A 26,539-nucleotide genomic window follows, 5' to 3' on the forward strand; every position below is an offset into this window, starting at 1 on the left:
GCCTCACCGCAGCTTGAGTGTGGAAAGGCCGACGAAGGCCAGCATGAAGGCGATGATCCAGAAGCGTACCACCACCTGGCTCTCGGTCCAGCCGAGCTTCTCGAAATGGTGGTGGATGGGCGCCATCAGGAAGACCCGCCGCCCCGTCAGCTTGAACCAGCCGACCTGGATGATCACCGACAGCGCCTCGATCACGAACAGCCCGCCGATGATCGCCAGCACCAGCTCGTGCTTGGTGGCGACCGCGATCGTGCCGACCATGCCGCCCATCGCCAGCGAGCCTGTATCGCCCATGAATATCGCCGCCGGCGGCGCGTTGAACCACAGGAAGCCGAGCCCTGCCCCGATCACCGCGCCGCACAGCGGGGCAAGCTCGCCGGTGCCGGCGACATAGTGGATCTGCAGGTAGGTGGAGAAGTTCACGTTGCCGGCGACATAGGCGATCAGGCCGAAGGCCGCGGCGGCGATCATGATCGGCACGATGGCGAGCCCGTCGAGCCCGTCGGTGAGGTTCACCGCGTTGCCGGCGCCGACCATCACGAAGGCCCCGAACACGACGTAGAACCAGCCGAGGTCGAGCAGCACCGCCTTGACGAACGGAAACGCCAGCGAGGAAGCAAAGCTGCCGGTGCCGGCATAGACGATCATCGTCGCCGCCGTGCCGGCGATCAGGAACTCCAGCGCCAGGCGCGACTTGCCGGAAAAGCCCTTGTGGCTCTGCTTGGTGACCTTGAGATAATCGTCATAGAAGCCGATGGCGCCGAAGCCGACGGTGACCATCAGCACCGTCCAGACATAGAGGTTGGACAGGTCCGACCACAGCAGCGTCGCCACCAGGAAGCCGCTGATGATCATCAGCCCGCCCATGGTCGGCGTGCCGGCCTTCTTGAAATGCGTCTGCGGACCGTCGGCGCGGATCGGCTGGCCCTTGCCCTGGCGGATCCGGAGATTGGCGATGATCGCCGGGCCGAACAGGAAGACCACGATGAAGCCGGTGATCATCGCCGCGCCGGTGCGGAAAGTGATGTAGCGGAAGACGTTGAAGATCGGGAATTCGGCGCCGAACTGTCCGAGATAGGCGATCATGCGTCGTCTCCGGACGTGGTCTGCGAGGAGGGCGACGCCGCGTCCTCGGGTGCGTGTTGGGCGATGATCCGCTCCACCAGCGGCCCGAAGCCGATGCTCTTGGATGCCTTGACCATGATGACGTCGCCGGCGCGCGCCGAGCCGAGCAGGCTCGCCAGCAGCTCGTCGACACTGTCGTGCCACTCGCGCGGCACGCGGCTTTCCAGCACGTCGTCGAGCGCCTTCATCTCGTTGCCGGCCATGTACACCCGCTCCACCCCGGCGGCCTCGATGGCTCCCGCCAGATCGGCATGGAGGGCGGCGGCATGCGTGCCGAGTTCCAGCATGTCGCCGATCACGGCGATCCGCCTGCCGCCCTCGCCCACGGGCTCGGTCTTCAAGACGTCGAGTGCTGCGCGCATCGACGCGGGGTTGGCGTTGTAGCTGTCGTCGATGAGCGTGATGGTTCCACCTCCCGGTAGCGGCAGGCGGTGACGGGCGCCGCGTCCCTTGACGGCGCGCCAGCTGCCGAGCGCCGCCGCGACGGCCTGGATGTCGGCACCGGCGAGCTTCGCCGCACCGAGCACCGCCAGAACGTTCTGCGCCATGTGCCGGCCGCTGGGCGCCAGTTGCACCCGCACTTCCTCGCCGGCGATCGTCGCCGTCATCGTCGCGCCTTCCGGCGAAGGCCCGAACGAGGTCAGGCGGAAGTCGGTCCCGGCCGCCTCGCCGAAGGTCGCGATCCGACTGACGCCCGCCGCCCGCGCCATGGTGGCCAGCCGCCCGCATTGTGGGTCGTCGCCGTTGAGGATGGCCGTGCCGCCCTCGACCAGCCCCTCGAAGATCTCCGCCTTGGCCTCGGCGATCTCGTCGAGGTCGCGGAAATGGCCGAGATGGGCCGGCGCTATCAGTGTGACGATCGCGAGGTCCGGGCGCACCAGCTTCACCAGCGGGCGGATTTCGCCCGGATGGTTCATGCCGATCTCGAACACCGCGAAGCGCGCATCCGCCGGCAGGCGCGCGAGGCTCAGCGGCACGCCCCAGTGATTGTTGAACGAGGCGGCGCTGGCGTGGACGCTGCCGCAGGCCGACAGGCCGTGCCGCAGCGCTTCCTTGGTGGTGGTCTTGCCGACGCTGCCGGTGACCGCGATGATCTTCGCCTGCGCGCGGGCCCGCGCGGCTTCCGCAAGCCGCGTCAGCGCCTTCAGCACGTCGTCGACCACCAGAAGCGGCGACTGGACGCTGCCGAGCGCCGGCAGCTTCTGTTCCGATACAACGTGCAGCGCCGCGCCCGCCTTGGTCGCCGCCGTCAGGAAATTGTGCCCGTCGAACTGCTCGCCCTTGATGGCGAAGAACGCCTCGCCCGGCTCGAGCGTACGGCTGTCGATCGAGATGCCGGAGATCGTCCCCGGCAGGTCGCCGACCGGCCGCGCGTCCATCGCCGCGATCAGCGCGGGAATGTCCCAGAGTGCCGTGCTCATCGGCCCGCCTCCGCGATTGCCGCGCGGACCTCTTCATGGTCGCTGAAATGCTGGGTGACGCCGCCGGCTGTCTGGCCCACCTCGTGCCCCTTGCCAGCGACCACCACGGTGTCACCGGCCTTGGCGCAGCGCACCGCCTCGAAGATCGCTTCGCGCCGGTCGCCGATCTCGGTGGCGCCGGGCGATGCGGCCATGATTTCGGCGCGGATCGCCGCGGGATCCTCCGAGCGCGGATTGTCGTCGGTGACGATGACGATGTCGGCGAGCCGTGCGGCGATCTCGCCCATCATCGGCCGCTTGATCCGGTCGCGGTCGCCGCCGCAGCCGATCACCGCCACTACCCTTCCGGTGGTGAACGGCCGGACCGCGGCCAGGACGTTCTCCAGCGCTTCCGGCTTGTGCGCGTAATCGACGAAGACCGGCGCGCCGGTGGCCGTGGTTCCCGCCAGATCGAGCCGGCCGGAGGCGCCCTTCAGCGTCTCCAGCGCCGCCAGCGCATCGCCCGCCGGCACGCCGGTGGCGATGGCGAGCCCGGCCGCGACCAGCGCGTTGGACATCTGGAACTCGCCCGCCAGCGGCAGAACGATGCGATGGATGCGCCCGTCCGCCTCGATCTCGCCGATCTGCCGGTGGCGCTCGTGCTCCAGCCGCTTCAGCTTGAGGAAATCGCCGGCACGCCCGACCGTCATGACGCGCGCGCCTGCCGCGGTGGCGACCTCGATCGCCCGGCCTGACCAGCGATCGTCGGCGAAGATCACGGCCGGTGCGCCTTTCGGCAGCAGCGCCGTGAACAGCCGCATCTTGGCAGCGAAATAGTCCTCGACGTCGGGGTGATAGTCCATGTGGTCGTGGCCGAGATTGGTGAACCCGCCCGCCTCCAGCCTGACGCCGTCGAGCCGGCGCTGGTCGAGGCCGTGGCTGGATGCCTCCATCGCGGCGTGCGTCACGCCCTCCCCGGCGAGTTCTGCCATCAGCTTAGCGAGCGCGATCGGGTCCGGAGTGGTCAGCGAGCCGTATTCGTCGCGGCCGGGCGACACGATCCCGGTCGTGCCGATCGAGGCGGCGGCAAGGCCGGCACGCGCCCAGATCTGGCGGACGAAGGTGGCGACGGAGGTCTTGCCGGCAGTGCCGGTGACGGCGACGACATGCGCCGGCTGCGCGCCATGGAAGCGTGCCGCCATCAGCGCGATGGCGCGTCGCGGGTCATCGGCGCGGATGAGCGGGAGCCGGGTGTCGATCGCGGTGTGCGTACCTGCGAGGATGGCGGCTGCGCCGCGGCCTTCGGCGTCGGCGACGAAGCGGGCGCCGTCGGCCTTGGAGCCGGGGAGCGCGGCGAACAGGAACTCAGGCCGGGTTTCCCGCGAATCGGTCGAGAGTCCGGCGATCTCCGGGTCGGCGCCCGTCCATTCCGTCGCAAGGCCCTCTGCGAGTTGGGAAAGCTTCATTAACCATGTTCCGCTCTGTACCGAAAAGCCGGCCTAACCTTGGCCGGCTGTTCGGTCTTCTATCGCCAAGCGGTCGCTCGGTGAAGATCGCTTTCCACCTGCCGGAACAGTTCGTTCCGGCTGTGGTATTAATACGAGACGAGCAGCGACTTGGCTTGGTCGCCGAAGTCGGGCCGCACGCCGAGCAGTGTCGCCGAGCGCCGGATGACCGCACCCACTGTCGGAGCCGCGTTCCAGCCCGCCGTGGCGTAGGGCTTGCCCTCTTCGCGCTTCGGCTCGTCGATCACCACCAGCACGATGTAGCGCGGGTTATCCATCGGGAAGGCCGCCAGGAAGGCGTTGAACTTCGCGGTGTCGGAGTAGCGCCCGTTCACCACCTTGTTCGCCGTGCCGGTCTTGCCGCCGACCTTGTAGCCGTCGACTTCGGCGCTCTTGCCGGAGCCGCGCTGGTCGGCGACGTTGAGGCGGAAGAGATAGCGCATCTGCTCGCTGGTCTTCGGGTCGACGACCTGCGTCGCCAGGGCGTCGGCTTCGGCGCGGCTGCGCGGCAGGAAGGTCGGCGGGATGTGCCGGCCGCCATTCATCAGTGTCGCCGCCGCGACGGCCGTCTGCAGCGGCGTGGTCGACACGCCGTGGCCGAAGGAGATCGTCACCGAGTTGATCTGCTTCCAGACCTTGGGCTGCGTCGGCGTCGCCACTTCAGGCAACTCGGTCTGCATCCGCGACAGCAGGCCCATCCGGGTCAGGAATTCCTGGTGGCCCTCGATGCCGACGGCCTCGGCTTCCTTGGCCGTGCCGATGTTCGAGGAGTAGATGAACACTTCCGGAACCGACAGCACGCGCTTCTTGCCGTGGAAGTCGGAGATGGTGAAGCCGCCGATGCGGATCGGCCGCGAGGCGTCGAAGGAGTCGGTCAGCTTCACCTTGCCGGAGTCGAGCGCCATGGCGGTGGTGAAGGTCTTGAAGGTTGAACCCATCTCGTAGAGGCCGGCGGACATCCGGTTCATCCGGTCCTTGTCGAGGGCCTGCTTGGAATCGTTCGGGTCGTAGTCCGGCAGCGAGGTCATCGCGACGACTTCGCCGGTATTCACGTCGAGGACGACGCCGCCGACCGCGATCGCCTTGTAGCGGGTCATCGCCGCGGCAAGCTCGTCGCGCAGGATATGCTGGACGCGCAGGTCGATCGACAGCCTGACCGGCTCGAGATCCGTTCCGACGGCCAGACCGGCGTTCTGCAAAGCGCGGTAGCCCTGGTCGTCGATGTATTTCTCCATGCCCGCCGTGCCCTGATTGTCGACGTTGACATGGCCGGTGACGAAGCCCGCGGTGCTGCCGCCGGGATAGAAGCGCCGCTTCTCGGTGCGGAAACCGATCCCCGGAATGCCGAGGTCGAGGATCGCCTGCTGCTGGCCCGGCGTCAGCTCGCGCCGCAGCCAGGCAAAGCCCGCCTTGCTGGCCAGCCGGCTGTAGAGCCACTTCGGGTCCATATCCGGCAGCACGCTGAGCAGCAGCTCGCTTGCCTCGTCCGCATCGATGATCCGCCGCGGCTCGGCAAACAGCGAGGCGGTGCGGATGTCGGTCGCCAGGACTTCGCCGTTGCGGTCGATGAGGTCCGGGCGCGCCGCCATGATCTGGTCGCTGGCGGCATAGGCCGAGGCGACGTCGGTGGGTGCCGCGCCCCACATGACGAGGCGGCCGCCGATGACACCGTAGATTCCGACGAACAGCCCGATGGCGAGGGTGATGCGACCGCGGTTCTTCGGCGGTCCAAGGCGGCGCCTGCGGCCGAAGGCATCGAATTCCGGCAGCGTGGGCCCGGCATCCGGCTTGCGGCGGAGCAGCTTCTTGACGTCCATCACCGCACTACCGTTTCGCCGTTGTCGGCGTAGCCGCCGAGCGTATTGTTCTCGTCGGGAACCAGATTGACCGGCCGGGCCGGCAATTCGTCGGGTTCCACGATCTGGTCCGGCCGCATCGGCTTCAGCTGCAGCTCCGCCTCGAAGGCATGGACGAGCCGCTGCAGGCGCGGCGGCTGGTCGAGCAGGCTCCAGTCGGCCTCGAGCAGCTGGATGGTCTCCCGCTCGAGCGAGATCCGGCGCTCCACGTTGGCCAGATCGCTCTCGGTGGTCTCGGCCTGGTGCTTGATCTGGTAGGTCCAGGCGGCGGCGGAAATCATCACCGCGATCAGCACGACGTCGATCGTCTTCAGCATCGGATCAGTCTCCGCTCTCGGGTAGGTCGGCAAGGGAAGGCAGCGCGGCGAAGTCCAGCGCGTCGCTGCCGCCGCGGGCGGGCTCGTTGGTTCTGACGCCGCTGCGCAATTTGGCCGAACGGGCACGCGGATTGCGCCGCGCCTCCTCTTCGCTCGCGGCGACGGCCTTGTTGCGGGCCACGAAGGTCTGCGACACCGGCGCAAGGTTCGGCAGATGCCGAGAGCCCGACGGCGGCGACGAGCGGTCGCGCAGGAAGCGCTTGACGATGCGGTCTTCCAGCGAGTGGAAGCTGACGACGACGAGCCGGCCGCCGGGCTTCAGCACGTGCTCGGCCGCCACCAGCGCCCGGGCGAGTTCGCCGAGCTCGTCGTTGACGTAGATGCGCAGTGCCTGGAAGCTGCGCGTCGCCGGGTCGATCTTGTCCTTGGGCGAACGCCCCACGACTTTGCCGACGACGCCGGCGAGATCGAGCGTGCGCTCGAAGGGTCGCTCCTCCCGCCGCGCCACGATCGCCCGGGCAATGCGCCCGGCCTGCTTCTCCTCGCCGTAGAAGCCGAAGATCCGAGCGAGATCGCCGATCTTCAGCCGGTTGACGACATCGGCAGCGGTCGGTCCGGAGGGGCCCATGCGCATGTCGAGCGGACCGTCCTTCTGGAAGGAGAAGCCCCGCTCGGCGGTGTCGATCTGCATCGACGAGACGCCGATATCGAGAACGATGCCGTCGACCGTGCCGCCATGCGTCGCGACGATGGCCGCCAGGTCGCCGAACCGCCCCTCGACCGGGGTCAGGCGGCCGCCATACGCGCTCGCCAGTTCCCTGGCCGTGGCAACGGCAGACGGATCGCGGTCGACGGCAATGACCGATGCGCCGGCGTTAAGGATGGCGCGCGTGTAGCCGCCATTGCCGAACGTGCCGTCGACGACGATGTCGCCTTCCGCCGGCTGCAGGGCGGCAAGCACCTCGGCGAGAAGCACCGGAAGATGACGGGCTGGTCCGCCAGCGGTGGGTTCCTCAACCCCGCCGCCGCCCGTCGTCATTCCGGCGCTCTCGCCGACGCGGTCCCACCGGAGCGCGAGGCGAGAAGCCGTTCGCGCGCCTCGTTCCGGTAGGCCTCGAAATGGTCCGGCTCCCAGAGCTGGAAATAGTCCCGCGCGCCGACGAAGGCGACGCGATCCTTGATGCCGGTATGGGAGCGGATGAAGTCCGTCATCATGATCCGCCCCTCGGAGTCGAACTTCAGATAGGTGCCGTCGCCGAAGGCGAAGATCGACAGGTCCTGGAATGCCTCGCTGAACGGATCCTGCGCATCCATCCGGCGCTCGAAGCGCTCCATCAGCTCCGGTCCGCCCACATCCATCACCGGATGTGTCAGCGACCGCATGGCGAAGAGGTCGTGGATGCCGCGGGTCGAGATCACCTGCCGGAAGGCGGCCGGCACCGACACCCGCCCCTTGGCGTCGATGTTGTGCACGAAGTTGGAAAGGAACCGATCCATCAGCCGCCGACTGTCCTGGAGCGATCAGCTCGCATTCCATCAAAGCCCCCGCCTTGCCGCCGATCCGCAGGCACGACAGTGCCCTGGCGGACGGCGCCCACCATTTGTTTGCCGCCGTATCGAAAGCTCGATGAGCGGGATTCGATGTCTGAAAACGGGGCTGCCGCGCCCCTCGTTCGATGACATTTGGGATAGCATGGGCATCCATGGGCGTCAATGGGAAACGCGGTCACGATACTTGCCCGCCGTTCCCGGAAAGTCTTAGAACGCCAGTGTTAACGGCTTATTAACGTTGATGTTTCGTAAACGGCGCCAGCTTCTTCCCAGAGCAGGCTTCCCGTTGGGGCCTGACTGATCCGACCGCCGTAAGCGACGGAAGAAGAACGCAAAATGGGAGCTTTACGTCGGCGAAGTTTTTGAAGGTGGCGCGGCATCCCATGAATGTCCGCGCTACGCCCACGCGCGGCATCGACCCGGCGCTCGGGCGGGGTCGCCTCTGAAGGATGAGATGATGCCAGTCGGCCTGTAAGCCGGGTTCTGTCGAGCGGCGATGAAGCCGCCGTGCGACCATTCCTCTGGGACGGCGCTTGCGCGCCGCCTCGAGCAACCCACCCGGACGACCGGCCCGGAGAAGGGCTGGTGCCTGCCTTGCGACAGGTCCCGCGTCGTCCCTATTCGGTCTTGCTCCCGGTGGGGTTTGCCGTGCCGCCGCCGTTGCCGGAAGCGCGGTGGGCTCTTACCCCACCGTTTCACCCTTACCCCGCCATCACTGCGGCTTGGCCCGGCGGAAGGCCGGCAAGCCGCACTGAAGGCGGGGCGGTCTGTTCTCTGTGGCACTTTCCCTGGGGTCGCCCCCGCCGGACGTTATCCGGCACCGTTTCTCCGTGGAGCCCGGACTTTCCTCCCCCGCCGTCTTTCGACATGTGGCGGGAGCGGTCGCACGGCCGACTGGCACCGCCTAGGTGTTCGCCGCCGCGGGCAAAGTCAACAGTCTGCTGGAAAACAGAGGGAGAGCCTTCGGCGCCCTCGGCGGCCGAGGCTCTTCCGCTCCGGCTCAGGCGCGCGCCATTTCCCGCTGGACCTTCGAGCAGTAGCGCTTCGAGATCGGGTTCATCCGCTTGGCGTAATGCCCCGCATTGTACTTGAGGATCGTCCCGCAGGTGCTGCCATCGCCGCGCTGCATCGCGCCGGCGAGATAGCGCATTCCCCATTTGATGTTGGTCGCCGGATCGTACAGCGCCTTCGTCGAGCCGCGATAGCCCATGCCGCGCGCGGTGGCGGGCTTGATCTGCATCAGGCCGACTTCGCCGGCAGCACCCGTCACCGTCGACCGGTAGCTGCTTTCGATCTGCACCACCGCGTGGGCGAGCGCCACGGGCACGCCATGGGCCTTGGCCTGGGCGGCGATGATGGTGGCGTAAGGCCGGTCGGCAAAACGCTCGACGGCGGCCATCTGCACGTTACCCGCCTCGGTATTTCCCCTCACGGGGTCGGCCGTGGAAGCGGTCGTCAGGCCGAACGCGATCGTCGCGGCGAGAGCCGCGGCAGTCAGTCTTGTCATGGATACCCCAAGCTGTTGTCCGTCGCTCCAACCCCTTGAAAGAGCGACACTATCCCCTCGCCGCGTGAATGCTGCGGCTGCGAGGACCGCTATGTGCGGGGCAAAAGAACCGCCAATGTGACGGCAGCATCACGGACTGTCTCAGGCTGAAATATTGACGGGATCAACTATCGCCTGAGCTACGGGTCCGGGGCGGCGGAACGGCGAGCGCGGGAGCTGCGTCAAAAGCCGGTGCAGCGTCTCCACCGTCGAGGCGTCGGCGATCCCGTCCACACGTTCGCGGCGGAAGTGGCGCTGGAAGGCGATCGTCGCCTGACGCGTTGTCTCGCCGAACGTCCCGTCGATCGGCACGCCGTATCCGTAGGCGGCAAGCAGTCCCTGATAGGCGGCCACCGGGTCGCCGCGGTCACCCAGCCCGAAGAAGCGGCCGCCGGAGATCGGTGCGGCGGCGACGAGATGGCCGAGCCCTTCGGAAAAAAGTTGATCCCAGGGGAACTTTTCGCCCGGATCCGCCTTGCGGGCCGGCGCGACATCGGAATGTCCGAGCAGTCTTTCGGGCGGGATCGCCCACCGCGCGGCACAATCTGCGCACAATTCGACGACCGCCCGGATCTGCGCGGCGGGGAAATCCGGATAGCCCGCTTCATGGCCGAGATTGACGATCTCGATCCCGATCGACCGCGAGTTGATGTCGTCCTGCCCCCGCCAGTCGCCGGCGCCCGCATGCCAGGCCCGCCGCGACTCCGGCACCATCTGGACGATCCGCCCGTCCTCGTGGACGAGATAGTGGCACGAGACCCCGCTGGCGGGGTCGCACAGCCAGCGCACGGCGTCGTCGCCCGTCCCCATGCCGGTATAGTGGATGATCAACATGTCGGGCCCGCCCGGCACCCGGCGTTCGTTGTGGTTGGGGGAGGCGAGCACGGCGTCGACGAGCGGCGAGTCTGGGGTCAAGCGGCGTCCCGGCTGGTGATCGCGTGATAGGCCTCGTTGATCGCCTTCATCCGCTCGTTGGCGATGAACATGAACTCGTCGGGCACGCCGCGGGCCGACAGCCGGTCTGGGTGGTTTTCCCGCGCCAGTGTCAGATAGCGGGCGCGAGCCTCCTCGTGCGGCGCGTCGGGGCTGATCCCGAGCACGGCATAGGGGTTGTCCGGTCCGAGTATGTGGCGGTTGCTCAGGCGGGTGAATTCCCGCTCCGTCAGCCCGAAATGTCTGGCCACCTCGTGGAGGAAGGCGAGCTCGTCCTCGTGCACCAGTCCGTCCGCCTTGGCGATATGGAACAGCCCGTCGAGCACGTCGGTCAGGATCTGGCAGTCGCCGTCTTCCTCGCTGCACAGCGCCTGCAGCCGCGCCGCGTAGAACTCGTACCCGGCGGTATCGCCCTTGGCTATGTCGTAGAGCCGAAAGACGTTGCGCAGCTCCGCCGGCGGTATCTCGAGGATCTGCTGGAACGCCGCGATCTCGCGCTGCGAGACGACCCCGTCGGCCTTGGCCATCTTGGCCGACAGCGCGATCACCGCAACGCTGAAAGCCACGCCGCGCCGCGTCTCCTTGTCGCCGGCGAAGAGCGACCGTATGGCCTCCAGCAGCGCTTCGAGCGTTGCCCGGCCCCCGGCTGGGAGCGACTGCAGCAGCGTGCTGAGGCTGGAGAGTATCTGCATACCGGACGAGTCACTGCAATTGGACGAAGCCGATTATCTGCGAAGCTCTGCTGCAACGCAAATGGGCCGCCCGCCGGGCGACCCATGAATTCATGCCTTGAAGTTACCGGCGGCGTAAGCCGCCGGTAGTCCGGCCCGGCTATCAGTTGGCCGGAGGAGTCGTGCCGGTAGCCGGCGGGGTCGTGCCGGTGGCCGGCGGAACCGTCACGTCGTCCTCGTCGGCGGGCTCCGTGGTGGTCGACTCCGTGGTGGTTTCCGTCGTCGTGCTCGACGGCGCAGTCGTCGTCGAAGGCGTCGAAGTCGTTGCCGGCGGCGTGGTGGCGTCAGGTGCCGGGGTCACCGTCTCGGTCTCGGTGGTCGTTTCGGTCTCGGTAGCCTCGTCGGCATCGGAGCAAGCGCCGAGGGTCAGGAGAGCGGCAGCACTGGCGGCCAGCAGGAGGGTCTTCATGGAAATAGTCCTTTCCGAGATTAATTCGTGGTCTGCATCGAAACGCAGCAGGCCGCCTCCGGTTCGGGCATGATCCGATCACAGATCATTTCCGAATGAGACATAACCGTCACAGGGGCGTCGTGGGCGTAGCCGGCCCGCAGGACGCGAAGGCCGACCAGCCTCGGTCCAGCCACTTCTGGTCAGATGGCCCACATCCGGCCGCCGTCAATATTTCCTGCCCGACATGTGGCGCTACGGCCATTGTCACACAGTGCCTCTCGTCGGAAAATTCCGGCGAGGGGACGATCCGGAGCCACCATGACCATCCTTTCTGCGATCCGCAGCCGCATCATGCCGGGCATAGTCTTCCGTCGTCCCGCCCCGGTTCGAGGCGTTCGGCCCAGGCTCGGCCTGCTGGTCGCGGCGGGGGTTGCCGCCCTGGCCATCGCCGGCTGCCGTTCGGCCTCGCTCGACGTCAACGATCTCGGCCTTGCCCCCGCCCCGTCCGGCTTCAGCGCCGACAGCGCCCATGCCTATCCGGTGCACGGCATCGACGTGTCGAAATACCAGGGCACGATCGACTGGGACGCCGCCCGCCGGGGCGGCACCGCCTTCGCCTGGCTCAAGGCGACGGAAGGCGGCGACATTCTCGATGACCGCTTTCTCGAGAACTGGCGCAACGCCGGCGCCGCCGGCGTGCCGCGCGGCGCCTATCATTTCTGGTATCATTGCCGCCCCGGCGTCGAGCAGGCCGCCTGGTTCATCCGCAACGTGCCGCGCGAGCGCAACGCACTGCCGCCTGTGATCGACATCGAATGGACGCCGTTCTCGCCGACCTGCACGCGACGGCCGACGACCGAGGAGATCGTCCGCGAGGTGGGCGCCATGGCCGCCGTGCTGGAGAAGCACTACGGCAAGCGGCCGATCCTCTACATCCCGATCGACGTCCACCGCGAGCGCCTCGTCGGCGCCTTCCGCCAGCATCAGATGTGGCTGCGCGCCGTCCGCGATCATCCGAAGAACGTCTACGAGGACCGTGACTTCCACTTCTGGCAGTATACCGAGAGCGGTACGGTGCCGGGCATAAGGGGCGAGGTCGACCGCAACGTCTTCGCCGGCACGCGTGCCGACTGGATACGCTGGCTGCAGACGCACACCAGCGGCTGACCGGCTTCTTCAAACTGCCATCATGGCCGGCTAGGCGCGGGGCAGATCGCATCGGCCCGCGACCGCCCCGCAATTCCACACGCCCGAATAGGACCGCCCCATGCCTGCAGCCCGCCATGTCGCTCTTACCCTGTCGATGCTCCTCGCCGGCACCGGGATCGCCGCAGCACAGCAATGCGGTGGCGATTTCGGCCAGTTCTTGGAGGGCGTGCGAACCGAGGCGCTGGCGAAAGGCCTGTCGCCCGCCGCCGTCGACACCGCCGTCGCCAACATGCGGCAGGACCCGAAGGTGCTGGCCGCCGACCGCGCCCAGGGCGTGTTCGCCCAGGACTGGCAGCAATTCGCGACGCGGATGGTCAACGGCTACCGGCTGAGCCAGGGCCGCGCCAATCTCGAGAAACATGCCGGCGTCCTGTCCCGCGTCCTCGACGAGACCGGCGTGCCCGGCCCGGTGATCGCCGCCTTCTGGGGCCTCGAGACCGACTACGGCGCGGTGCTGGGCAATTTCGACACGCTGGCCGCCCTTGCCACCCTCGCCCACGATTGCCGCCGACCGGAGCTGTTTCGCCCGCATCTCCTCGGCGCGATCGAGATCGTCGACCGCGGTTACCTGACCCCGGCGGAGATGAAGGGTGCCTGGGCGGGCGAACTCGGCCAGACGCAGCTTCTGCCGGAGGAATACATCGCCTACGGCACCGATGGCGACGGCAACGGCCGCGTTGACCTGCGCCAGGACGCCGCCGACGTGCTCTTCACCACCGGCAAATACATCCAGTCGCTCGGCTGGCGCCGCGGCGAGCCGTGGCTCGAGCCCGTCGCGGTCCCGTCCGACTTCCCGTGGGAGCGCGCCGCCCTCGTCAACAAGGAGCCGCGCTCGGCCTTCGCGTCGCTCGGCGTCACCAAAGCCGACGGCTCGCCGCTCGAGACCGACGAGCTGCCCTCATCGCTGATCCTGCCGATGGGCCGGGGCGGGCCGGCCTTCCTCGCCTTCCCGAATTTCGACATCTACCTCGCCTGGAACAAGTCGCTCGTCTACTCGCTGACGGCCGCCTATTTCTCCACCCGCCTCGCCGGCGCCCCGCCGGTCGACATGGGCAGTCCGCAGCCGGGCCTCGACCTGGAGACCACCAAGCAGTTGCAGCAGCGGCTGACCGATCTCGGCTACGACACCGGCGGGATCGACGGCATCATCGGCGAGAACACGAGAGCCGCCGTCCGCCAGGAACAGATCCGCCTCGGCATGCCGGCCGATGGCTGGCCGACCCCGGACCTGCTCTCGGCGCTCTGAGGCGGCATGCCACCCGCAGGACCGCCGCGAGCATAGCCGTTGCCGACAGGCCGGACTCGTCGACGCGACTATGGCGGCGCCAGGCCGACGCCGTACTGGTCGGCGAGTTTCCAAAACCAGTCCTGGTCGAGATCCTCCGTCCGGTCGACCTCGACGAGGGCGGCTGCCGCGCGTTCGTGGATCGCATAGCAAAGCTGTTCGTCGTCGTGGCGGGCCGTATAGGCGATCCCGTCCGCTGCCAGCGAATGCTCCGCAAGCGCCTTCGACCATTTCTGGGGGACGTCGTACGGCAGGCCGCCATGGGTGACCTCGGCCGTTGCGCCGAGGACAGCCAGGCCCGGTCCCGTCAGGCTGATCAAGGTGAGCGCGCGGACGTTCTGCAGCCGGACGTAGGCCTTTCGGGCCAGCAGGCCGGAGTCGATCTGCGTCCGTCCCGGCGTCCGCAGGAACGTCTCGGCAAAGGCGCCGGCGCGATCCTTGGCTGCGTAGAGCGTCCCATAGCTCCTGTCGGGCGCGTTGAACCGTCCGCTCGGCGTGCTGTCAAAATAGATCGGTTCCTGGATCACATTGTAGAAGCGGTGGAGGATCGAGCCGCTCGGCACGGCAACGACCCTCGGCGACCGTTCCCCGAGGTCCGCCGGCGGCTCCGGTGCGCTCAAGCCCCCTGCTCGCCCACACGTCTGGCTGCCTCGACGACGCGGTCGACGTCCCCCTTCCGCATCAGCTCGATCGGCTTCTTACCGCCGAGTTTCGGATCCGGCTGGACGAGGAAATTGAGGATCGTCCACGGGTTCTTCGTCGGCAAGGCCTCGCGCACCGTTCGCATCCCGCCGACGATCGACCCGTCGGCCTTGAACTGGGCGACAGGGTAGCGGCGCCGGTTGCTGGGGCCGGGCACCGCCAGAAGGCTTCCCTCGCTGACCCGTTTCTCGATGGCCTGACGCGTCACCCCGCGCATGAGACCCTGGACCTCTTCCAGGGTGTAGGCACCCCCGGCGGCGCGCAGGTCCTCTTCGGCAATGCGGATCCCGTTCAACATGACCCGCGCCCTGGCGTCCGGTTCGAAGGCTTCAGCGGCGATCTGCGGCACGACGCTCGTCTCGTCCCGGCCGCGCCTGGACGCGCTTTTTCTGGCGGCTGCCATTGCTTTCTCGGTCATATCGATGGCTCCGTCCTTTGACGGCTGGGACCTGAAACATCCGAGCCCAACATAGGCAACTTCGACAACTTTCGATAGGGCCTTGGCTCGGTTTCAGGAGAGTAACGTCTTCGGGCGGATGGATTATCGAGCTCTGCTCACCCTGCTTCGCAGGCGGCGGAGCTCGTGCCGGGCACGTCAGTCTCACTGCGCCTGTTGTCATCCCCGCTCTCTCCCCATATGGGCGCACGGAGCAGTGAGCGCTCCGTGAGGAGCAAGTTGCGCATGAAAACTCCACAGACCCCGCTTCATCCCGACCACGTGCGGCGTCTGCGGCGCGTCAGCCGGCTTGCGCGGCTGATGGACACGGCGATCCGGATTCCAGGCACCGGCATCCGCTTCGGCGGCGACTCCGTCCTCGGCCTGATTCCGGGCATCGGCGACCTCGCCGGCGGCGCAATCGGGCTCTACATCGTCAACGAGGCCCGACAGCTCGGGCTTCCGACGAGCAAGATCGTGAAGATGTTGAGCAATCTCGGCCTCGACGTGGTCATCGGCGCCGTACCGCTGGCCGGTGACGTCGCCGACGTGTTCTTCAAGGCCCACCGGCGCAATCTCAACATCATCCTCGAGCATTTCGGCGAGGCCGATACCGATTTCGGCGAAAAGATGCGCGAACGGCCGATGAAGGACATCACGCCGAAGCGGCGCTAGCAGGCCGCCTCACCAGCGGCGGGTGCGCTGGAAATAGGCCTCCGCCTCGGTCCCGAAGGCCCGGCGCAATGCCGCCTCCTCGCCGCGGATGAAGCGGCTGGTGATCACGAATGGATAGACCATCGCGATCGCCACCGCCGACAGCGCGCCGAGCCAGAAGGCGACGCCCAGCACCACCAGCGCCATGCCGGTATAGATCGGGTTGCGGTTGATCCGGTAAGGGCCCTCGACGATCAGCGCCGTCGGCGTCTGACGCGGCATGATCTCGGTCTTCTTGCGCCGGAACCACAGCGCCGACCAGACCATGATCGCAATCCCCCCGACGGCCAGCAGGATGCCGAGCCCGGTGCTCCAGGCGGAGCCGAAGCGCGCGATCGGCACGAGCCACGCCGCCAGCGCTGACGCGGCGATGGTCGCCAGCGCCCACACCGGCGGCAGATCGGGTGTCAGATGGCCGTCACGCATGGCTCATGTCTCCACCGGCCGGCATCCCGCGACAGCGGCTGATGCTCTTCGCGGTCGCCTCTCGCCATGATACGCCTGCCGGCCGCCGAAACCAGCAAGCCCGCTGATCGCAGACCTCAGTCGGCCATCGTCTCGAGGCTGGCATAGCCTTCCGCCGCCTCGCCCTCGTCGAACGGCGTCGTCACCTCGACGAACGTATCCGGGTAGAAGCCGTTGAAGCGCGTCCTGAGCGACAGCGAGTAGGCGCCGATATGGCCGATCTCGATCCAGTCGCCGGTATCGACCGTCTCCGGCAGCCAGAACGGCCGTGACAGGATGTCGACGCTGTCGCAGGTCGCCCCGCAAACCTTGAACGCCTCGATCTTCGAGGGATCGCCGTTGCGGCTCTGGCGTGCCGGGTCGGGGATGAATCGCGCCGGCAGGGTGATCTTGCCGGTCCACGAGTCCGACAGCGACGCCCAGATGCCGTCATTGATGTAGAGCCGCTTGCCCTTCCTCAGCAGCACCCGGACGATCAGCGAGAACGCCCGCGCCACGATCACGCGGCCGGGCTCGGCGACCAGCGGCATGTCGTTAAAGCCCCATTCCTCGATGTCGCCGCGCAGCCGCGACATGATCTGCCCGAGCCCCGGCATCTCGCGCTTCTTGCGGCGCGGATCGTGGCCGTATTCGGCCGGAAAGCCGCCGCCGACGTCGAGCCCGGCGAGCGGAACGTCGGCGCGGTTGCGCACCCAGTCGGCCGAGGCGAGCGCCCGCTCGTAGGTGTCTGGGTCCTCGATCTGCGAGCCGACATGGAAGCAGATGCCGACCTTGAAGCCGATCTTGTGGCAGCGCTGCAGGAGCTCGACGGCATGGGCGGGGGCCGCGCCGAACTTCTTCGAGAGCTCGTAGGCCGCGTGGCCCTTGGTCTGGATGCGCACGAACAGCGTGATCGTGCCGGGATCGAGATCGAGCGCCCGCACGATCCGCAGGATCTTCGCAACCTCGTCCTCGTGGTCGAGCGACAGCACGCGGATCCCGTAGGTCTCGAGCGCCAGCCTGATGTCCGACTGCGCCTTCACCGGATGCATGTAGAGCATCTCGGCCTTCGGCAGTGCCTTGCGGACGGCCGCGAACTCGCCCGGGGAGGCGACGTCGAAGATCTTCACCCCGGCCTCGGCGAGCGTCGACAGCACCATCGGCTCGCCATTGGTCTTCACCGCATAGGCGGTGTCGCCGGGAAACGCTTCCATGAAGCCCTTCGCGTCGGCCTTCAGCACATCCGGCCGGAAGCAGTAGACCGGCACGTCGGGCCGAAGCGCGAGCGCGGCGTCCTTGGCCGTCTTGAATTTCTGCAAGGAAAGCTCCTGCCTTCGGGTCGGACGGGGCAATGCCGATGCACCTAGGGCGGCGTCGGCGAATGTTGCGGGGCAGCGTCGATCGTATTGTCCCGGTCTGGTGATCGGCCTTGCCGGGCGGCCGTCGCCGGCCCTATTGAGGACGCGTCATCCCTAGGAGCTTCGCGCATGAACGTCCAGCCGCTCGGCCTTGCCCGCCTGCTTGCCGACATCGAGGGCGGCCGGGCCACCGCGGCCCGGACCATCGCCGCGGCGCAGGAGCGCATCGACGCGCTTGACGGCGAGCTCGCCGCCTTCGTGCGCCGCGCACCCGAGGCGAGCATCGACGCGGCCATGACGGCAACCGGGCCGCTGGCCGGCGTGCCCTTCGGCGTCAAGGACATCTTCGACACCGCCGACATGGCGACCGAGCACGGCTCGCCGCTCTATGCCGGGCACCGCCCGGTCGCCGACGCTGCCCTGGTCGCAATGGCGAGAGGCGCCGGCGCGGCGATACTCGGCAAGACCGCGACGACGCAGTTCGCCTCGCTCGATCCCTGCGCCACCCGCAACCCGCATGATCCGTCCCGCACGCCCGGCGGCTCCTCCTCCGGTTCGGCCGCGGCGGTCGCGGCCGGCATGGTCGCCGGCGCCTGCGGATCGCAAACCGGCGGCTCGGTGCTGCGCCCGGCCTCCTATTGCGGCGTCGCCGGCTACAAGCCGAGCTTCCGGCTGCTGCCGACCGTTGGCATGAAGACCTTCGCCTGGTCGCTGGACACGGTCGGCCTGTTCGCCGCCGGGGTCGCGGACGTCGCGCTGCTGGCCGCCAAGCTGACCGGCCGCGCCCTCGCCGCTCCGCCGCTGGCCGACGCATCGGGCCTGACCATCGGCCTCTATCGCAGCAGTGTCGACGCCGGCATCGAGAAGGAGATGCAGGCTGCCTGGGACGACGCCGCCCGCGCCCTGGAAGCTGCCGGCGCGACGCTCGTCGAGCTCGTCGAACCCGCGGCGCTGTCGGCGGCGCGCGACGTCCACGGTACCGTCCAGAACTTCGAGGCCGCCCACGCGCTGATGTGGGAGCATCGGACCCATCGCGAGGCGATGGCACCCCGCGTGCTCGCTCAACTGGACGAAGGCGCCGCCACCTCCCCGGCAGCGTACGATGCCGGACGCCGCACCGCCCGGATCGGCCGCCGGGCCGCGACCACCCTGTTCGAGACCGTCGACGCGCTGCTGCTGCCGTCCGCCCTCGGCGCCGCCCCGGAAGGCCTCGGATCGACCGGCGACCCGGCACTCAACAAGCTCTGGACGCTGACCGGCAATCCCGCCGTCAGCGTGCCGGGCCTCGCGACCGCGGGCGGGCTGCCGCTCGGCATCAGCATCGTTGCCCGCTTCGGGCGCGACGCCGAGGCGCTGGCCATTGGCGCGCTGCTGGAGACGCGGCTTCGCGCCTGAGCCTGTACCGGCGCCGGCCGCCTCTGCCGTCCGGGCCGGTTCTGTGCCAAAAAAATACAGCCTCCCGCTTCGCGACGCACTCCGGTGCAGCAAAGGGGCTGGAGCCGGCGAGGAAGAATTTCCTGCTGCACTGCAGCAACGAAATCGTCTTTACGCCTCGTTCATCTCCGTTAACTTCCCCTCGTTGTCAGATGAGGAGGCGCTTCAATGGAACTGACACGTCCCATGAACCTGCTGTTTATCTGTGCCGCATTCGCGTTCGTCGGCGCTCTGGTGGTGGGCATCGTGCCCTGACCCGACAGGCCGGCGATGGTCATCATGAGGATGGCCGAGAGACGAAAAAGCCGGGGTTCGCCCCGGCTTTTTCACGTCCTGGAGACTGTCCTGCCCTCAGGCGGCTTCCGCCTTGCCCTCGGCCGTCTCGCCGCCCGCCGTCCCGGCGCGCAGGCCGAGAATATGGCAGATCGAGTAGACCAGGTCGGCCCGGTTCATCGTGTAGAAATGGAAGTCCGAGATGCCGCGGCTGGTGAGGTCGAGTACCTGCTCGGCGCAGACGGCGGCCGCCACGTGGCTGCGTGTCTGCTCGTCGTTTTCCAGCCCGTCGAAGCGCTCGGCCAGCCATGACGGGATCTTCGTGCCGCAGGCACTGGAGAAGCGGGCGATCTTGGTGAAGTCGTGGATCGGCGCGATGCCGGGCACGATCGGGATGTAGATTCCCGCCTTGCGCACCCGCTCCACGAAGCGCTCGTAAACGTCGTTGTCGAAGAAGAACTGGGTGATGGCCCGCGTCGCCCCGTTGTCGACCTTGCGCTTCAGGAGATCGATGTCGGTGGCGAAATCCGGGCTCTCGGGATGCTTCTCCGGATAGGCCGAAACCGAGATCTCGAAATCGGCGAAGGCCTTGAGCCCCGCGACCAGCTCGACGGCGTTGCGATAGCCGTCCGGCCGCGCGACATACTCGCCACCGACGCCGGCCTGGCTGTCGCCGCGCAGCGCCACGAAATGGCGCACGCCCGTCTCCCAGTACTGGCGCACCACCGCGTCGACATCCTCGCGGGATGCGTCGACGCAGGTCAGGTGCGCCGCCGGCGTCAGGCTGGTCTCCTTGAGGATCCGCTCGATGGTCGAATGGGTGCGCTCGCGCGTGGATCCGCCGGCCCCGTAGGTAACCGAGACGAAGCGGGGCCCGAGCGGCGCGAGCCGCTCGATCGAGCGCCAGAGATTTTCTTCCATCTTCTCCGACTTCGGCGGGAAGAACTCGAAGGAGACGTTGATCCCCGAGGGGGAAAGCGGGCTGGTGCGGCTCATGGCAGGTTCTTCTCAGCTGGCTTGGATGGAACGGGTGGATTTGTCGTCGGCGACGAGGAGGCGCGGATCGCGGGCGATGCAGAGGGTGACGGTGAGCTCTCCGGTCTGCTCGCCCTTCGAGACCAGATGCTGGATGGAGACCGGTTCGAGCCCCGCCTCCTCGAGATAGCCGGTCAGCGACTCGTCGGAAAAGCCGAGGCGCAGATGCGCGTGTTCGGCGCGCAGGAATTCGAGCGAATGCGGCGCGAAGTCGATGATCGCCATGCGCCCGCCGGGCGCCACCGCCCGCGCCGCCTCGGCGACCGCGGCGGCCGGATCGTCGAGATAATGCAGCACCTGGTGGATGGTGACGAGGTCGAAGGCCTGGCGCTCCACCGGCAGATGATAGGCGTCGCCCTGGCGCACCAGCGCGTTGGCGATGCCGGCCTGGTCGAGCTTGGTCCGGGCGATCGCCAGCATCTCGCGCGAGGCGTCGACACCGACCGCCCGCTCGCAGCGCGGCGCCAGCAGTTCCAGCAGCCGGCCGGTGCCGGTGCCGATGTCGAGCAGCGTGCCGATCCGCCTGGCACCGAGCGCGTCGAGCAGCGCCCGCTCCACCTCGGCGTCGGAGGCATGCAGCGCCCGGATGCGGTCCCAGTGCCCGGCATTGCTGGCGAAATAGCTGGCGGCGCGGCGGGCGCGGTCGGCGCGAACCGATTCCAGCCGTTCGAGGTCGCGGCGGATCTCCGGATCCCCCTCGTCGACCCAGCCGACCAGCGTGCGCACCAGTCCCGACATCGTCGCCTCGTCGGAGACCCGGAAATACGCCCAGGCGCCTTCCTGGTAGCGCAGCAGCACGCCGGATTCGACCAAGAGCTTCAGGTGCCGCGAGATCCGCGGCTGCGACTGGCCGAGAATCGACGTAAGCTCGCTGACAGTGAGGTCGTTGCGCGCCAGCAGCAGGACGAGTCGCAGCCGGGTCGGTTCGGCGACGGCTTTCAGCGCGTCGACGAAGGATCCGAAAGAGAGCTTGCGAATGTCCAGCATGAAGACTTCCAATCACAATATAAAGATATGTTTATATCGAAACGGCAAACGCTGCAAGCTGGTTTTGTCGTCCGTCTTCGCGTCTGATGGCGCCGCCCCTGCCGCCCTGCGAACTGCGGCGCGATCTGCGCGATGACCGATATCGCCCCACAACATAATGCCGCCAATGTCGACGGCGTCCGTCCCGGCGAGGTCCGTTTCGCCGCCCCCGCCCCGGCCTATGACGATGCCGGTCTCGTCTTCATCGGCCGCATCCGCTCGCCCTGGGCCGAGCGCAGCGCCTGCCCGAAGAACATCGGCGCTGCCCGCGAGCGCGCCCAGCCGGCGACGGTCGAGATCGACGCCGCGTTCCGGCCGGCGCTGCAGGGCCTTGCGGCAGGCGCCTACGTGCATCTCCTCACCTGGCTCGACCGTGCCTCCCGGGACCTGGCGCTGCAGGTGCCGCGGCATGCGTCCGGTCCGCGCGGCACTTTCTCGCTGCGCTCGCCGGTCCGGCCCAACCCGATCGGCATGCATCTGGTGCGGATCGAGGCGATCGATGCCGAGGCCGGCATCCTCACCATCGACGCGATCGACGTCCTCGACGGCACGCCGCTCCTCGACCTGAAGCCGTATCTGGCGTCGGTCGACGCACCGCCCGCCCCCTGACCGCCCGGTGGCCACCGAACGCCAGAAGCGCATCGCCCGCGCCCTCACCGCCTTGATTCCGCGCGCGCCGTTCATCGACGCCGAGGCGATCCGCGAAGCGGCGCGCTCGCGCCACATGCGCCCGCTTTCACCGGACCGCGCGATCTGGCTGGCCGCCATCTCGCACATCCGCCATGCCCATACCGACTACGACGAGCTGATGGACGACGGCTACGACCGCGACGCCGCACGCTTCTTCGTCCTCGACGACATCAACGCCGTGCTCGATCGCTGGGGCGCGACCCGCCGCCTCGATCCGGACGTCGTGGAGGACAATCCGCCAGACGACATGCCGGATACGGACGAGACGGATCAGGACAACGCGGACGACTAGCTGCCGTAGATCCACTGCTCCGGCACGCGCGCCTCGAACGCCTCGCCCGCCTCGATCCGGCCGGGCTTCTCCACCCAGCCGACCAGCCCGCGCCGGTGCTTGGCAGCCCTCACATAGGCGAAGGGAATGTCGGCGCGCCCCGCGTAGTGGCGCGCCACCGCGTGGCCGGCCGCCCGGCAGGGGGCATTGTCGCCGTCGATCTTCAGCGTGACGCCGCCTTCGAACATCAGCAGCGTGCGCGGCGGCAGAAAGGTCAGCCGCGCGATGCCGGCGATCAGCAGATTGGCGCCCACCCATTCCGGCCGGATCTCGTCGATGCCGAGGATCTCCGCCGTCTCCCCGAGTTCCTCGGCCGAGAGCAGCGAGACCTGCCGCTCGTTGCGGATCTCCGTGCCGCGCTTGTACCAGGGCTCGCGCCCGCCGGCCCGCCGCGTCAGGCCGCCATGACGGTCGCCCGCCAGCCCGTCGAAGCCGAGTTCCAGCGCCGGCACCTGGCTTGTCTCGAAGCCGCTGCCGCTCGTGCGGTAGAGCGCCGTGGCGCTGCCCGTGAGCCGAAGCGCTCGCTTGCGTTCCGGCGGTGCCGAGCGGTCCGGCAGCATGGTCTCGCCGAGATCGAGCGTCTCCTGCCCCATCGCCTTGCTCGACATGTCAGGCTTCCCGATCTTCGCGCTGAAACTCCGCCGCATGGGCGCGGTCGAAAGTGACCACCCGGTAGACGTAGAACACCACGATCGCCACCAGCACGGTGTTCGACACCGGCCCGACATAGGCCTCCACCGCCTCGTAGTTCTGCCCGAGCAGATAGCCGGCGAAGGCCAGCAGCGCCGTCCAGATCGCGCTGCCGATCGCCGAGAAGATCAGGAACGTGCCGATCGACATGCGCGCGATGCCGGCCGGCACCGAGATCAGCGTCCGCACCGTCGGTACCAGGCGCCCGAACAGCACGGCGGAGACGCCATGACGGCCGAACCAGTCATTGGCCGTATCGACGTCGCCGGGCGACAGCGTCATCCAGCGCCCGTGCCGGGCCGCCAGGCGCTTCAGCCGCACCCCGCCCATCAGGCGGCCGGCATAGTACCAGGGCACGACGCCGGCGAGGGAGCCGATCGTGCCGGCGATGATAACGGTTACGATCGACATACGGCCGGTCGCGGCCTCGTATCCGGCCAGCGGCATGATCAGTTCGGAGGGTATCGGCGGGAAGATATTCTCCAGGAACATCAGCATCGCGATGCCGAACGGCCCGAAGCTGTCCATCATGGTCTTGACGAAAACGTCCATCGAATCATCCGCTTGAGCCGGCATCCCGGGCCAGGTTGCACCTGGCCGCTACCGGTCGATGGACATTTCGATAGCGCGCGGCCTGCCGCGTTGCAACGCAGCAGAAGCGCCACGGCTTGCCGCGGTCCCGGCCGGGTGCTCTGCTGGCGGCATGACCACCGGCCTCGACACCTTCGACAATTTCGCCTGGGCGAGCCTCCTCGCCGGCAGCGAGGCGCTGGTCGTCGATCAGGATGCGCGGCGGGCCATGCGCACGGCGAATGCGCTGGAGGAAGCGGGAGCCCGCGCCACCATCGTGCCGGATCGGGCGACGGCACTCGACCGGCTGCTGCGGCGGCGTTTCTCGCTGGCGGTCGTGTCGCTAGAGCCCGGCGCGCCGCTGGACGGCGATGTGGAGGACGCCTTGGCGGTGGCCGGGATCCGGCTGATGCTGCTCGCCGAACCCGCCCGGCATGAGCACCTGCGGATGACGTACCCATACGCCGCCGTGGCGACGATCGGGCTCAGCGAGCGGGCGCTGGTGATGCTTCTGACCGGCACCCGGGACGAATGAAACGGCGTGCCTGCGGGCCTAGCGCAGGACGGTCCCGATCGACGTCTCGATCTGCTGGATCGTGTAGGGCTTCTGCAGGATCGGGCAGTCGTGCCACCGCTCTTCGACGCCGCCACGGCCGTAGCCGGTGGCGAAGACGATCGGGATGCCCGCTTCGCGCATGCGCTCGGCCACGGGGTAGACCGTCTCGCCGCCAATATTGACGTCGAGGATGGCGACGTCGATCTCGAGCCCGGAATCGATCAGGCGATGTGCCCCGCTGACCCGCATGGCGGTCGCCACCACGTTGCATCCGAGGTCGTCGAGCATGTCTTCGAGTTGCATGGCGACGAGGCTTTCGTCTTCGACGACGAAGACCCTTACCCCGGTCAAATCGCCGGACTGCCTATGCGGCTGAACTTTCAATATCCTCGACCTCGGCGAGCGCTACCTGGAACCGGCAGATGAGGCCGGTGTCGAGAAGGTCAAGAGCCTGCGTTCCCGACAACTCTCCCTCGATGATCCGCTTGAGTATCCGCATGCCGAAGCCCGGCACGAGACTCCCGGCTGCAGCTGTCGGCGCGTGCTCCTGCCAGACCACGTCCAGCATCCGGCGCGGACCGTGCCCACTGGTCGTCCATGTCACGGACAGCCGTCCCTCTTCGCCGGCCATCGCGCCATAGCGGGCGGCGTTCGAGGCGAGTTCGTGGAATACCATCGCCAGCGCGATCGCCGACTTCGCCGACAGATGCACTTCCGGTCCGGCGATCCGGAGCCTGTCCGGCGAGAACACCGACAGCTCCTGCGCCAGCAGCACCGACAGGCCCGCGGCCTCCCAGCGGCGCGCCGACAGCACGTTGTGCGCCTGGCTCAGCGCCATGATCCGCGCCTCGAAGGCGTAGCGCGCTTCCTCGGGGTCGCGGATGTTGCGGAAGCTCTGCCGGGCCATCGACTGCACGGTCGACAGCGTGTTCTTCACCCGGTGGTTCAGCTCGTCGATCAAGAGCCGCTGGCGCTCCGCCGCGCGCACCGATTCCGTGCGGTCCGTCGCCTGCACGAAGACGCCGCTGATATGCCCGTCGGCATCGCGGATGGCGTTGTAGGAGAAGTCGAGGAAGGTCTCGACCGGCTCGCTGTCCGGCCCGCTTTGGAGCATCAGACGCACGCCCTCGCCGGACACGGTCTGCCCGGTCGCGTAGACACGGTCGAGCATCTCGAAGAAGCCCTGCCCGGCGATGTCCGGCAGCACGTGCCGGATCGGCAGGCCGATCAGGTTGCGGTTTCCGATGAAGCGCAGATAGCTGTCGTTGACGAAGGTGAAGACGTGGTCCGGGCCTTCCAGCACCGCGATCATGCCAGGCGCCTGGCGGAACAGCCGGCGGAATTCCTCGCTCTCCGAGACTTTCTCCTGGTAGGCCTCCTCGACCTCCTGGGCGTGGCGCAGGAGCGCCAGCTCGCCCGGGATCGAGCGGAACGGCAACGTTCCGGCTTCCTTGATGCGGACGATGTCGGTCACGTCGATCGTGTTCTGGACGACGAACTCGACGCGCCCGTCCCGGTCGAGGATCGGCGTGTGGGTGGCCGTCCAGTAGCGCTTCTCGATACCGCCGCCGCGCTCTGCCGGCACGGGAATGTCATAGGGGATGAAGGCGATCGTGTCGGCTTCCCCGTCGGCCAGGACCTGCTCGAACGAGGCGAGCAGCCGCCGCCCGCTTTCGCCCTCGTCGGGAAACATCTCGAACAACCGCTTGCCGACCAGCTGGTCCTGCGTCCGGAGGACGACGTCGCAGTAGGCGCGATTTACCGCAACGTATCGAAGCTCCCTGTCCACCACCATGTAAGGCGTCGGCAGGACATCGAAGATCCGCTGGAATTCGGAAATGCTCATGCTCGTCAGTGGTCTCGACCGTCTCGTCTCGGATGGACTTATCAAAAACTAATTCGAAGACCGCAATAGATCGTTAAGCCTGGAGTGACTTCAGGGTTAAGCGGCCCGCGCCGATACATTCGAAATCAGCCGCTTGACGATCTTCGCTCGTGGGAACGACTGCAGGATCGCCATCACGATTGCGGCAAGACGCGCTGCGGTAGTCGGATCGCCGCCCCCTCTGCCGATGGTCCGCGATTCTACCAGGCACTGATGCGCGTCCCGGTTTCGGCGTTCGCCCAGCACGCCGGGTCGCCGCGCTCGCGCAGGAAGCTGCCGGCCAGCGGAATGTTGCGGTTGCCGAGATTCACAAAGCCGAACGCCTTGCCGGGTTCGTCGATCAGCAGGATGTAGGTCGCGTCCGGCCCTTCGATCGTGAAGCTGCCGGCCGCATCCGTCATCTGGAAGTCGCAGGCGAAATGCCCGTCGTCGGTGGCGAAGCACTTGGCCGGCTTGGCCGCGGCGGTACCCGTCAGGAGCGGCAGGAGCAGCGCCGCCACGACCCACGTCTCTTTGCGATATGCCATGCCTGCGCCGATCGCCGAT

Annotated in this window: 29 protein-coding genes and 1 other RNA gene; 7 read left to right on the forward strand and 23 right to left on the reverse strand. The window is 67.8% G+C overall.

The features are described from left to right. Positions 1-3: 3 nt before the first annotated feature. The 12 genes from mraY to GGR03_RS06835 all read right to left on the reverse strand — a co-directional run bounded on the left by mraY (position 4) and on the right by GGR03_RS06835 (position 11,373). Positions 4-1,086, reverse strand: coding sequence for a phospho-N-acetylmuramoyl-pentapeptide-transferase (gene mraY / locus GGR03_RS06780; RefSeq protein WP_163042269.1), 1,083 nt, complete (start codon positions 1,084-1,086; stop codon positions 4-6). After that, complete coding sequence (locus tag GGR03_RS06785; RefSeq protein WP_183206775.1) at positions 1,083-2,546, reverse strand: UDP-N-acetylmuramoylalanyl-D-glutamyl-2,6-diaminopimelate--D-alanyl-D-alanine ligase; 1,464 nt, start codon at positions 2,544-2,546, stop codon at positions 1,083-1,085. The genes mraY and GGR03_RS06785 overlap by 4 nt, the downstream gene beginning before the upstream one ends. Continuing rightward, positions 2,543-3,991 carry a UDP-N-acetylmuramoyl-L-alanyl-D-glutamate--2,6-diaminopimelate ligase gene (locus GGR03_RS06790; RefSeq protein WP_183206776.1) on the reverse strand — a complete coding sequence of 483 codons (1,449 nt, stop codon included), beginning with the start codon at positions 3,989-3,991 and terminating at the stop codon, positions 2,543-2,545. Before GGR03_RS06790 ends, GGR03_RS06785 begins: the two co-directional genes overlap by 4 nt. 128 nt (positions 3,992-4,119) lie before the next feature. Next, entirely contained in the window at positions 4,120-5,847 is a 1,728-nt protein-coding gene (locus tag GGR03_RS06795) for a peptidoglycan D,D-transpeptidase FtsI family protein (RefSeq protein ID WP_183206777.1), read from the reverse strand. Next, positions 5,847-6,203 carry a cell division protein FtsL gene (gene ftsL, locus GGR03_RS06800; RefSeq protein ID WP_183206778.1) on the reverse strand — a complete coding sequence of 119 codons (357 nt, stop codon included), beginning with the start codon at positions 6,201-6,203 and terminating at the stop codon, positions 5,847-5,849. Before ftsL ends, GGR03_RS06795 begins: the two co-directional genes overlap by 1 nt. A gap of 4 nt (positions 6,204-6,207) precedes the next feature. Further along, positions 6,208-7,242, reverse strand: a complete 1,035-nt coding sequence (rsmH, locus tag GGR03_RS06805; RefSeq protein WP_183206779.1) for a 16S rRNA (cytosine(1402)-N(4))-methyltransferase RsmH — start codon at positions 7,240-7,242, stop codon at positions 6,208-6,210. Next, positions 7,239-7,700 (reverse strand): division/cell wall cluster transcriptional repressor MraZ, encoded by a 462-nt coding sequence (gene mraZ, locus GGR03_RS06810; RefSeq protein WP_183206780.1) that lies wholly within the window; start codon positions 7,698-7,700, stop codon positions 7,239-7,241. Before mraZ ends, rsmH begins: the two co-directional genes overlap by 4 nt. Positions 7,701-8,210: 510 nt before the next feature. Continuing rightward, positions 8,211-8,652, reverse strand: an RNA gene (rnpB, locus tag GGR03_RS06815) — RNase P RNA component class A. A gap of 102 nt (positions 8,653-8,754) precedes the next feature. Next, positions 8,755-9,261, reverse strand: coding sequence for a lytic transglycosylase domain-containing protein (locus GGR03_RS06820; RefSeq protein WP_183206781.1), 507 nt, complete (start codon positions 9,259-9,261; stop codon positions 8,755-8,757). Between the two features lie 141 nt (positions 9,262-9,402). Then, positions 9,403-10,215 carry a peptidoglycan recognition protein family protein gene (locus GGR03_RS06825; RefSeq protein WP_246367617.1) on the reverse strand — a complete coding sequence of 271 codons (813 nt, stop codon included), beginning with the start codon at positions 10,213-10,215 and terminating at the stop codon, positions 9,403-9,405. Continuing rightward, on the reverse strand, positions 10,212-10,925 hold the full coding sequence (locus GGR03_RS06830; RefSeq protein ID WP_183206782.1) for a J domain-containing protein: 714 nt from the start codon (positions 10,923-10,925) through the stop codon (positions 10,212-10,214). Before GGR03_RS06830 ends, GGR03_RS06825 begins: the two co-directional genes overlap by 4 nt. 142 nt (positions 10,926-11,067) lie before the next feature. Further along, on the reverse strand, positions 11,068-11,373 hold the full coding sequence (locus GGR03_RS06835; protein ID WP_183206783.1) for a hypothetical protein: 306 nt from the start codon (positions 11,371-11,373) through the stop codon (positions 11,068-11,070). A gap of 300 nt (positions 11,374-11,673) precedes the next feature. On the opposite strand from GGR03_RS06835, the gene GGR03_RS06840 reads away from it, so the two are divergent. Further along, complete coding sequence (locus tag GGR03_RS06840; RefSeq protein WP_246367618.1) at positions 11,674-12,522, forward strand: glycoside hydrolase family 25 protein; 849 nt, start codon at positions 11,674-11,676, stop codon at positions 12,520-12,522. Between the two features lie 100 nt (positions 12,523-12,622). Further along, on the forward strand, positions 12,623-13,810 hold the full coding sequence (locus GGR03_RS06845; RefSeq protein ID WP_183206784.1) for a lytic murein transglycosylase: 1,188 nt from the start codon (positions 12,623-12,625) through the stop codon (positions 13,808-13,810). Between the two features lie 68 nt (positions 13,811-13,878). On the opposite strand, the gene GGR03_RS06850 is transcribed toward GGR03_RS06845, so the two are convergent. Further along, on the reverse strand, positions 13,879-14,469 hold the full coding sequence (locus GGR03_RS06850; RefSeq protein WP_183206785.1) for an RES family NAD+ phosphorylase: 591 nt from the start codon (positions 14,467-14,469) through the stop codon (positions 13,879-13,881). Further along, on the reverse strand, positions 14,466-14,900 hold the full coding sequence (locus GGR03_RS06855) for a hypothetical protein (RefSeq protein WP_183206786.1): 435 nt from the start codon (positions 14,898-14,900) through the stop codon (positions 14,466-14,468). Before GGR03_RS06855 ends, GGR03_RS06850 begins: the two co-directional genes overlap by 4 nt. A 333-nt stretch (positions 14,901-15,233) precedes the next feature. Between GGR03_RS06855 and GGR03_RS06860 the strand changes: the two genes are divergently transcribed. Next, positions 15,234-15,662 carry a DUF4112 domain-containing protein gene (locus GGR03_RS06860; protein ID WP_183206787.1) on the forward strand — a complete coding sequence of 143 codons (429 nt, stop codon included), beginning with the start codon at positions 15,234-15,236 and terminating at the stop codon, positions 15,660-15,662. 9 nt (positions 15,663-15,671) lie between these two features. On the opposite strand, the gene GGR03_RS06865 is transcribed toward GGR03_RS06860, so the two are convergent. Continuing rightward, entirely contained in the window at positions 15,672-16,127 is a 456-nt protein-coding gene (locus tag GGR03_RS06865; protein ID WP_183206788.1) for a methyltransferase family protein, read from the reverse strand. 116 nt (positions 16,128-16,243) lie between these two features. Further along, entirely contained in the window at positions 16,244-17,464 is a 1,221-nt protein-coding gene (locus GGR03_RS06870; protein ID WP_183206789.1) for an alanine racemase, read from the reverse strand. A 168-nt stretch (positions 17,465-17,632) separates the two neighbouring features. Between GGR03_RS06870 and GGR03_RS06875 the strand changes: the two genes are divergently transcribed. Then, positions 17,633-18,898, forward strand: a complete 1,266-nt coding sequence (locus GGR03_RS06875) for an amidase (protein ID WP_183206790.1) — start codon at positions 17,633-17,635, stop codon at positions 18,896-18,898. Positions 18,899-19,288: 390 nt separating this feature from the next. Here the strand turns inward: GGR03_RS06875 and metF are convergent, their stop codons facing one another. Both metF and GGR03_RS06885 read right to left on the reverse strand, forming a co-directional pair. Continuing rightward, positions 19,289-20,206 (reverse strand): methylenetetrahydrofolate reductase [NAD(P)H], encoded by a 918-nt coding sequence (metF, locus tag GGR03_RS06880; protein ID WP_183206791.1) that lies wholly within the window; start codon positions 20,204-20,206, stop codon positions 19,289-19,291. Between the two features lie 12 nt (positions 20,207-20,218). Next, a complete protein-coding gene (locus GGR03_RS06885; RefSeq protein ID WP_183206792.1) occupies positions 20,219-21,232 on the reverse strand; it encodes an ArsR/SmtB family transcription factor in 1,014 nt (337 codons plus the stop codon). 132 nt (positions 21,233-21,364) lie between these two features. Here GGR03_RS06885 and tsaA point away from each other — a divergent pair, with 132 nt between their 5' ends. Both tsaA and GGR03_RS06895 read left to right on the forward strand, forming a co-directional pair. Continuing rightward, the gene (tsaA, locus tag GGR03_RS06890; RefSeq protein WP_183206793.1) at positions 21,365-21,880 is read left to right on the forward strand and encodes a tRNA (N6-threonylcarbamoyladenosine(37)-N6)-methyltransferase TrmO; all 516 of its coding nucleotides are present in this window, start codon (positions 21,365-21,367) and stop codon (positions 21,878-21,880) included. A gap of 7 nt (positions 21,881-21,887) precedes the next feature. After that, positions 21,888-22,253, forward strand: a complete 366-nt coding sequence (locus tag GGR03_RS06895) for a DUF2293 domain-containing protein (RefSeq protein WP_183206794.1) — start codon at positions 21,888-21,890, stop codon at positions 22,251-22,253. On the opposite strand, the gene GGR03_RS06900 is transcribed toward GGR03_RS06895, so the two are convergent. Then, positions 22,250-22,900, reverse strand: coding sequence for an MOSC domain-containing protein (locus tag GGR03_RS06900; protein WP_246367619.1), 651 nt, complete (start codon positions 22,898-22,900; stop codon positions 22,250-22,252). The two genes, GGR03_RS06895 and GGR03_RS06900, sit on opposite strands and share 4 nt — an antisense overlap. A 1-nt stretch (position 22,901) precedes the next feature. Further along, positions 22,902-23,534, reverse strand: a complete 633-nt coding sequence (locus GGR03_RS06905) for a DedA family protein (RefSeq protein ID WP_183206795.1) — start codon at positions 23,532-23,534, stop codon at positions 22,902-22,904. Between the two features lie 151 nt (positions 23,535-23,685). Between GGR03_RS06905 and GGR03_RS06910 the strand changes: the two genes are divergently transcribed. Next, positions 23,686-24,087, forward strand: a complete 402-nt coding sequence (locus tag GGR03_RS06910; protein ID WP_183206796.1) for a hypothetical protein — start codon at positions 23,686-23,688, stop codon at positions 24,085-24,087. Positions 24,088-24,105: 18 nt separating this feature from the next. Here the strand turns inward: GGR03_RS06910 and GGR03_RS06915 are convergent, their stop codons facing one another. The 3 genes from GGR03_RS06915 to GGR03_RS06925 form a co-directional block, all read right to left on the reverse strand. Beyond that, positions 24,106-24,459 carry a response regulator gene (locus GGR03_RS06915; RefSeq protein WP_246367620.1) on the reverse strand — a complete coding sequence of 118 codons (354 nt, stop codon included), beginning with the start codon at positions 24,457-24,459 and terminating at the stop codon, positions 24,106-24,108. A 13-nt stretch (positions 24,460-24,472) separates the two neighbouring features. Further along, complete coding sequence (locus GGR03_RS06920; protein WP_183206798.1) at positions 24,473-25,954, reverse strand: sensor histidine kinase; 1,482 nt, start codon at positions 25,952-25,954, stop codon at positions 24,473-24,475. Between the two features lie 239 nt (positions 25,955-26,193). Beyond that, positions 26,194-26,520, reverse strand: a complete 327-nt coding sequence (locus tag GGR03_RS06925; RefSeq protein ID WP_183206799.1) for a hypothetical protein — start codon at positions 26,518-26,520, stop codon at positions 26,194-26,196. Positions 26,521-26,539 lie beyond the last annotated feature (19 nt).

Source organism: Aurantimonas endophytica (genome assembly GCF_014196845.1).
GTDB classification, from domain to species: domain Bacteria; phylum Pseudomonadota; class Alphaproteobacteria; order Rhizobiales; family Rhizobiaceae; genus Aurantimonas; species Aurantimonas endophytica.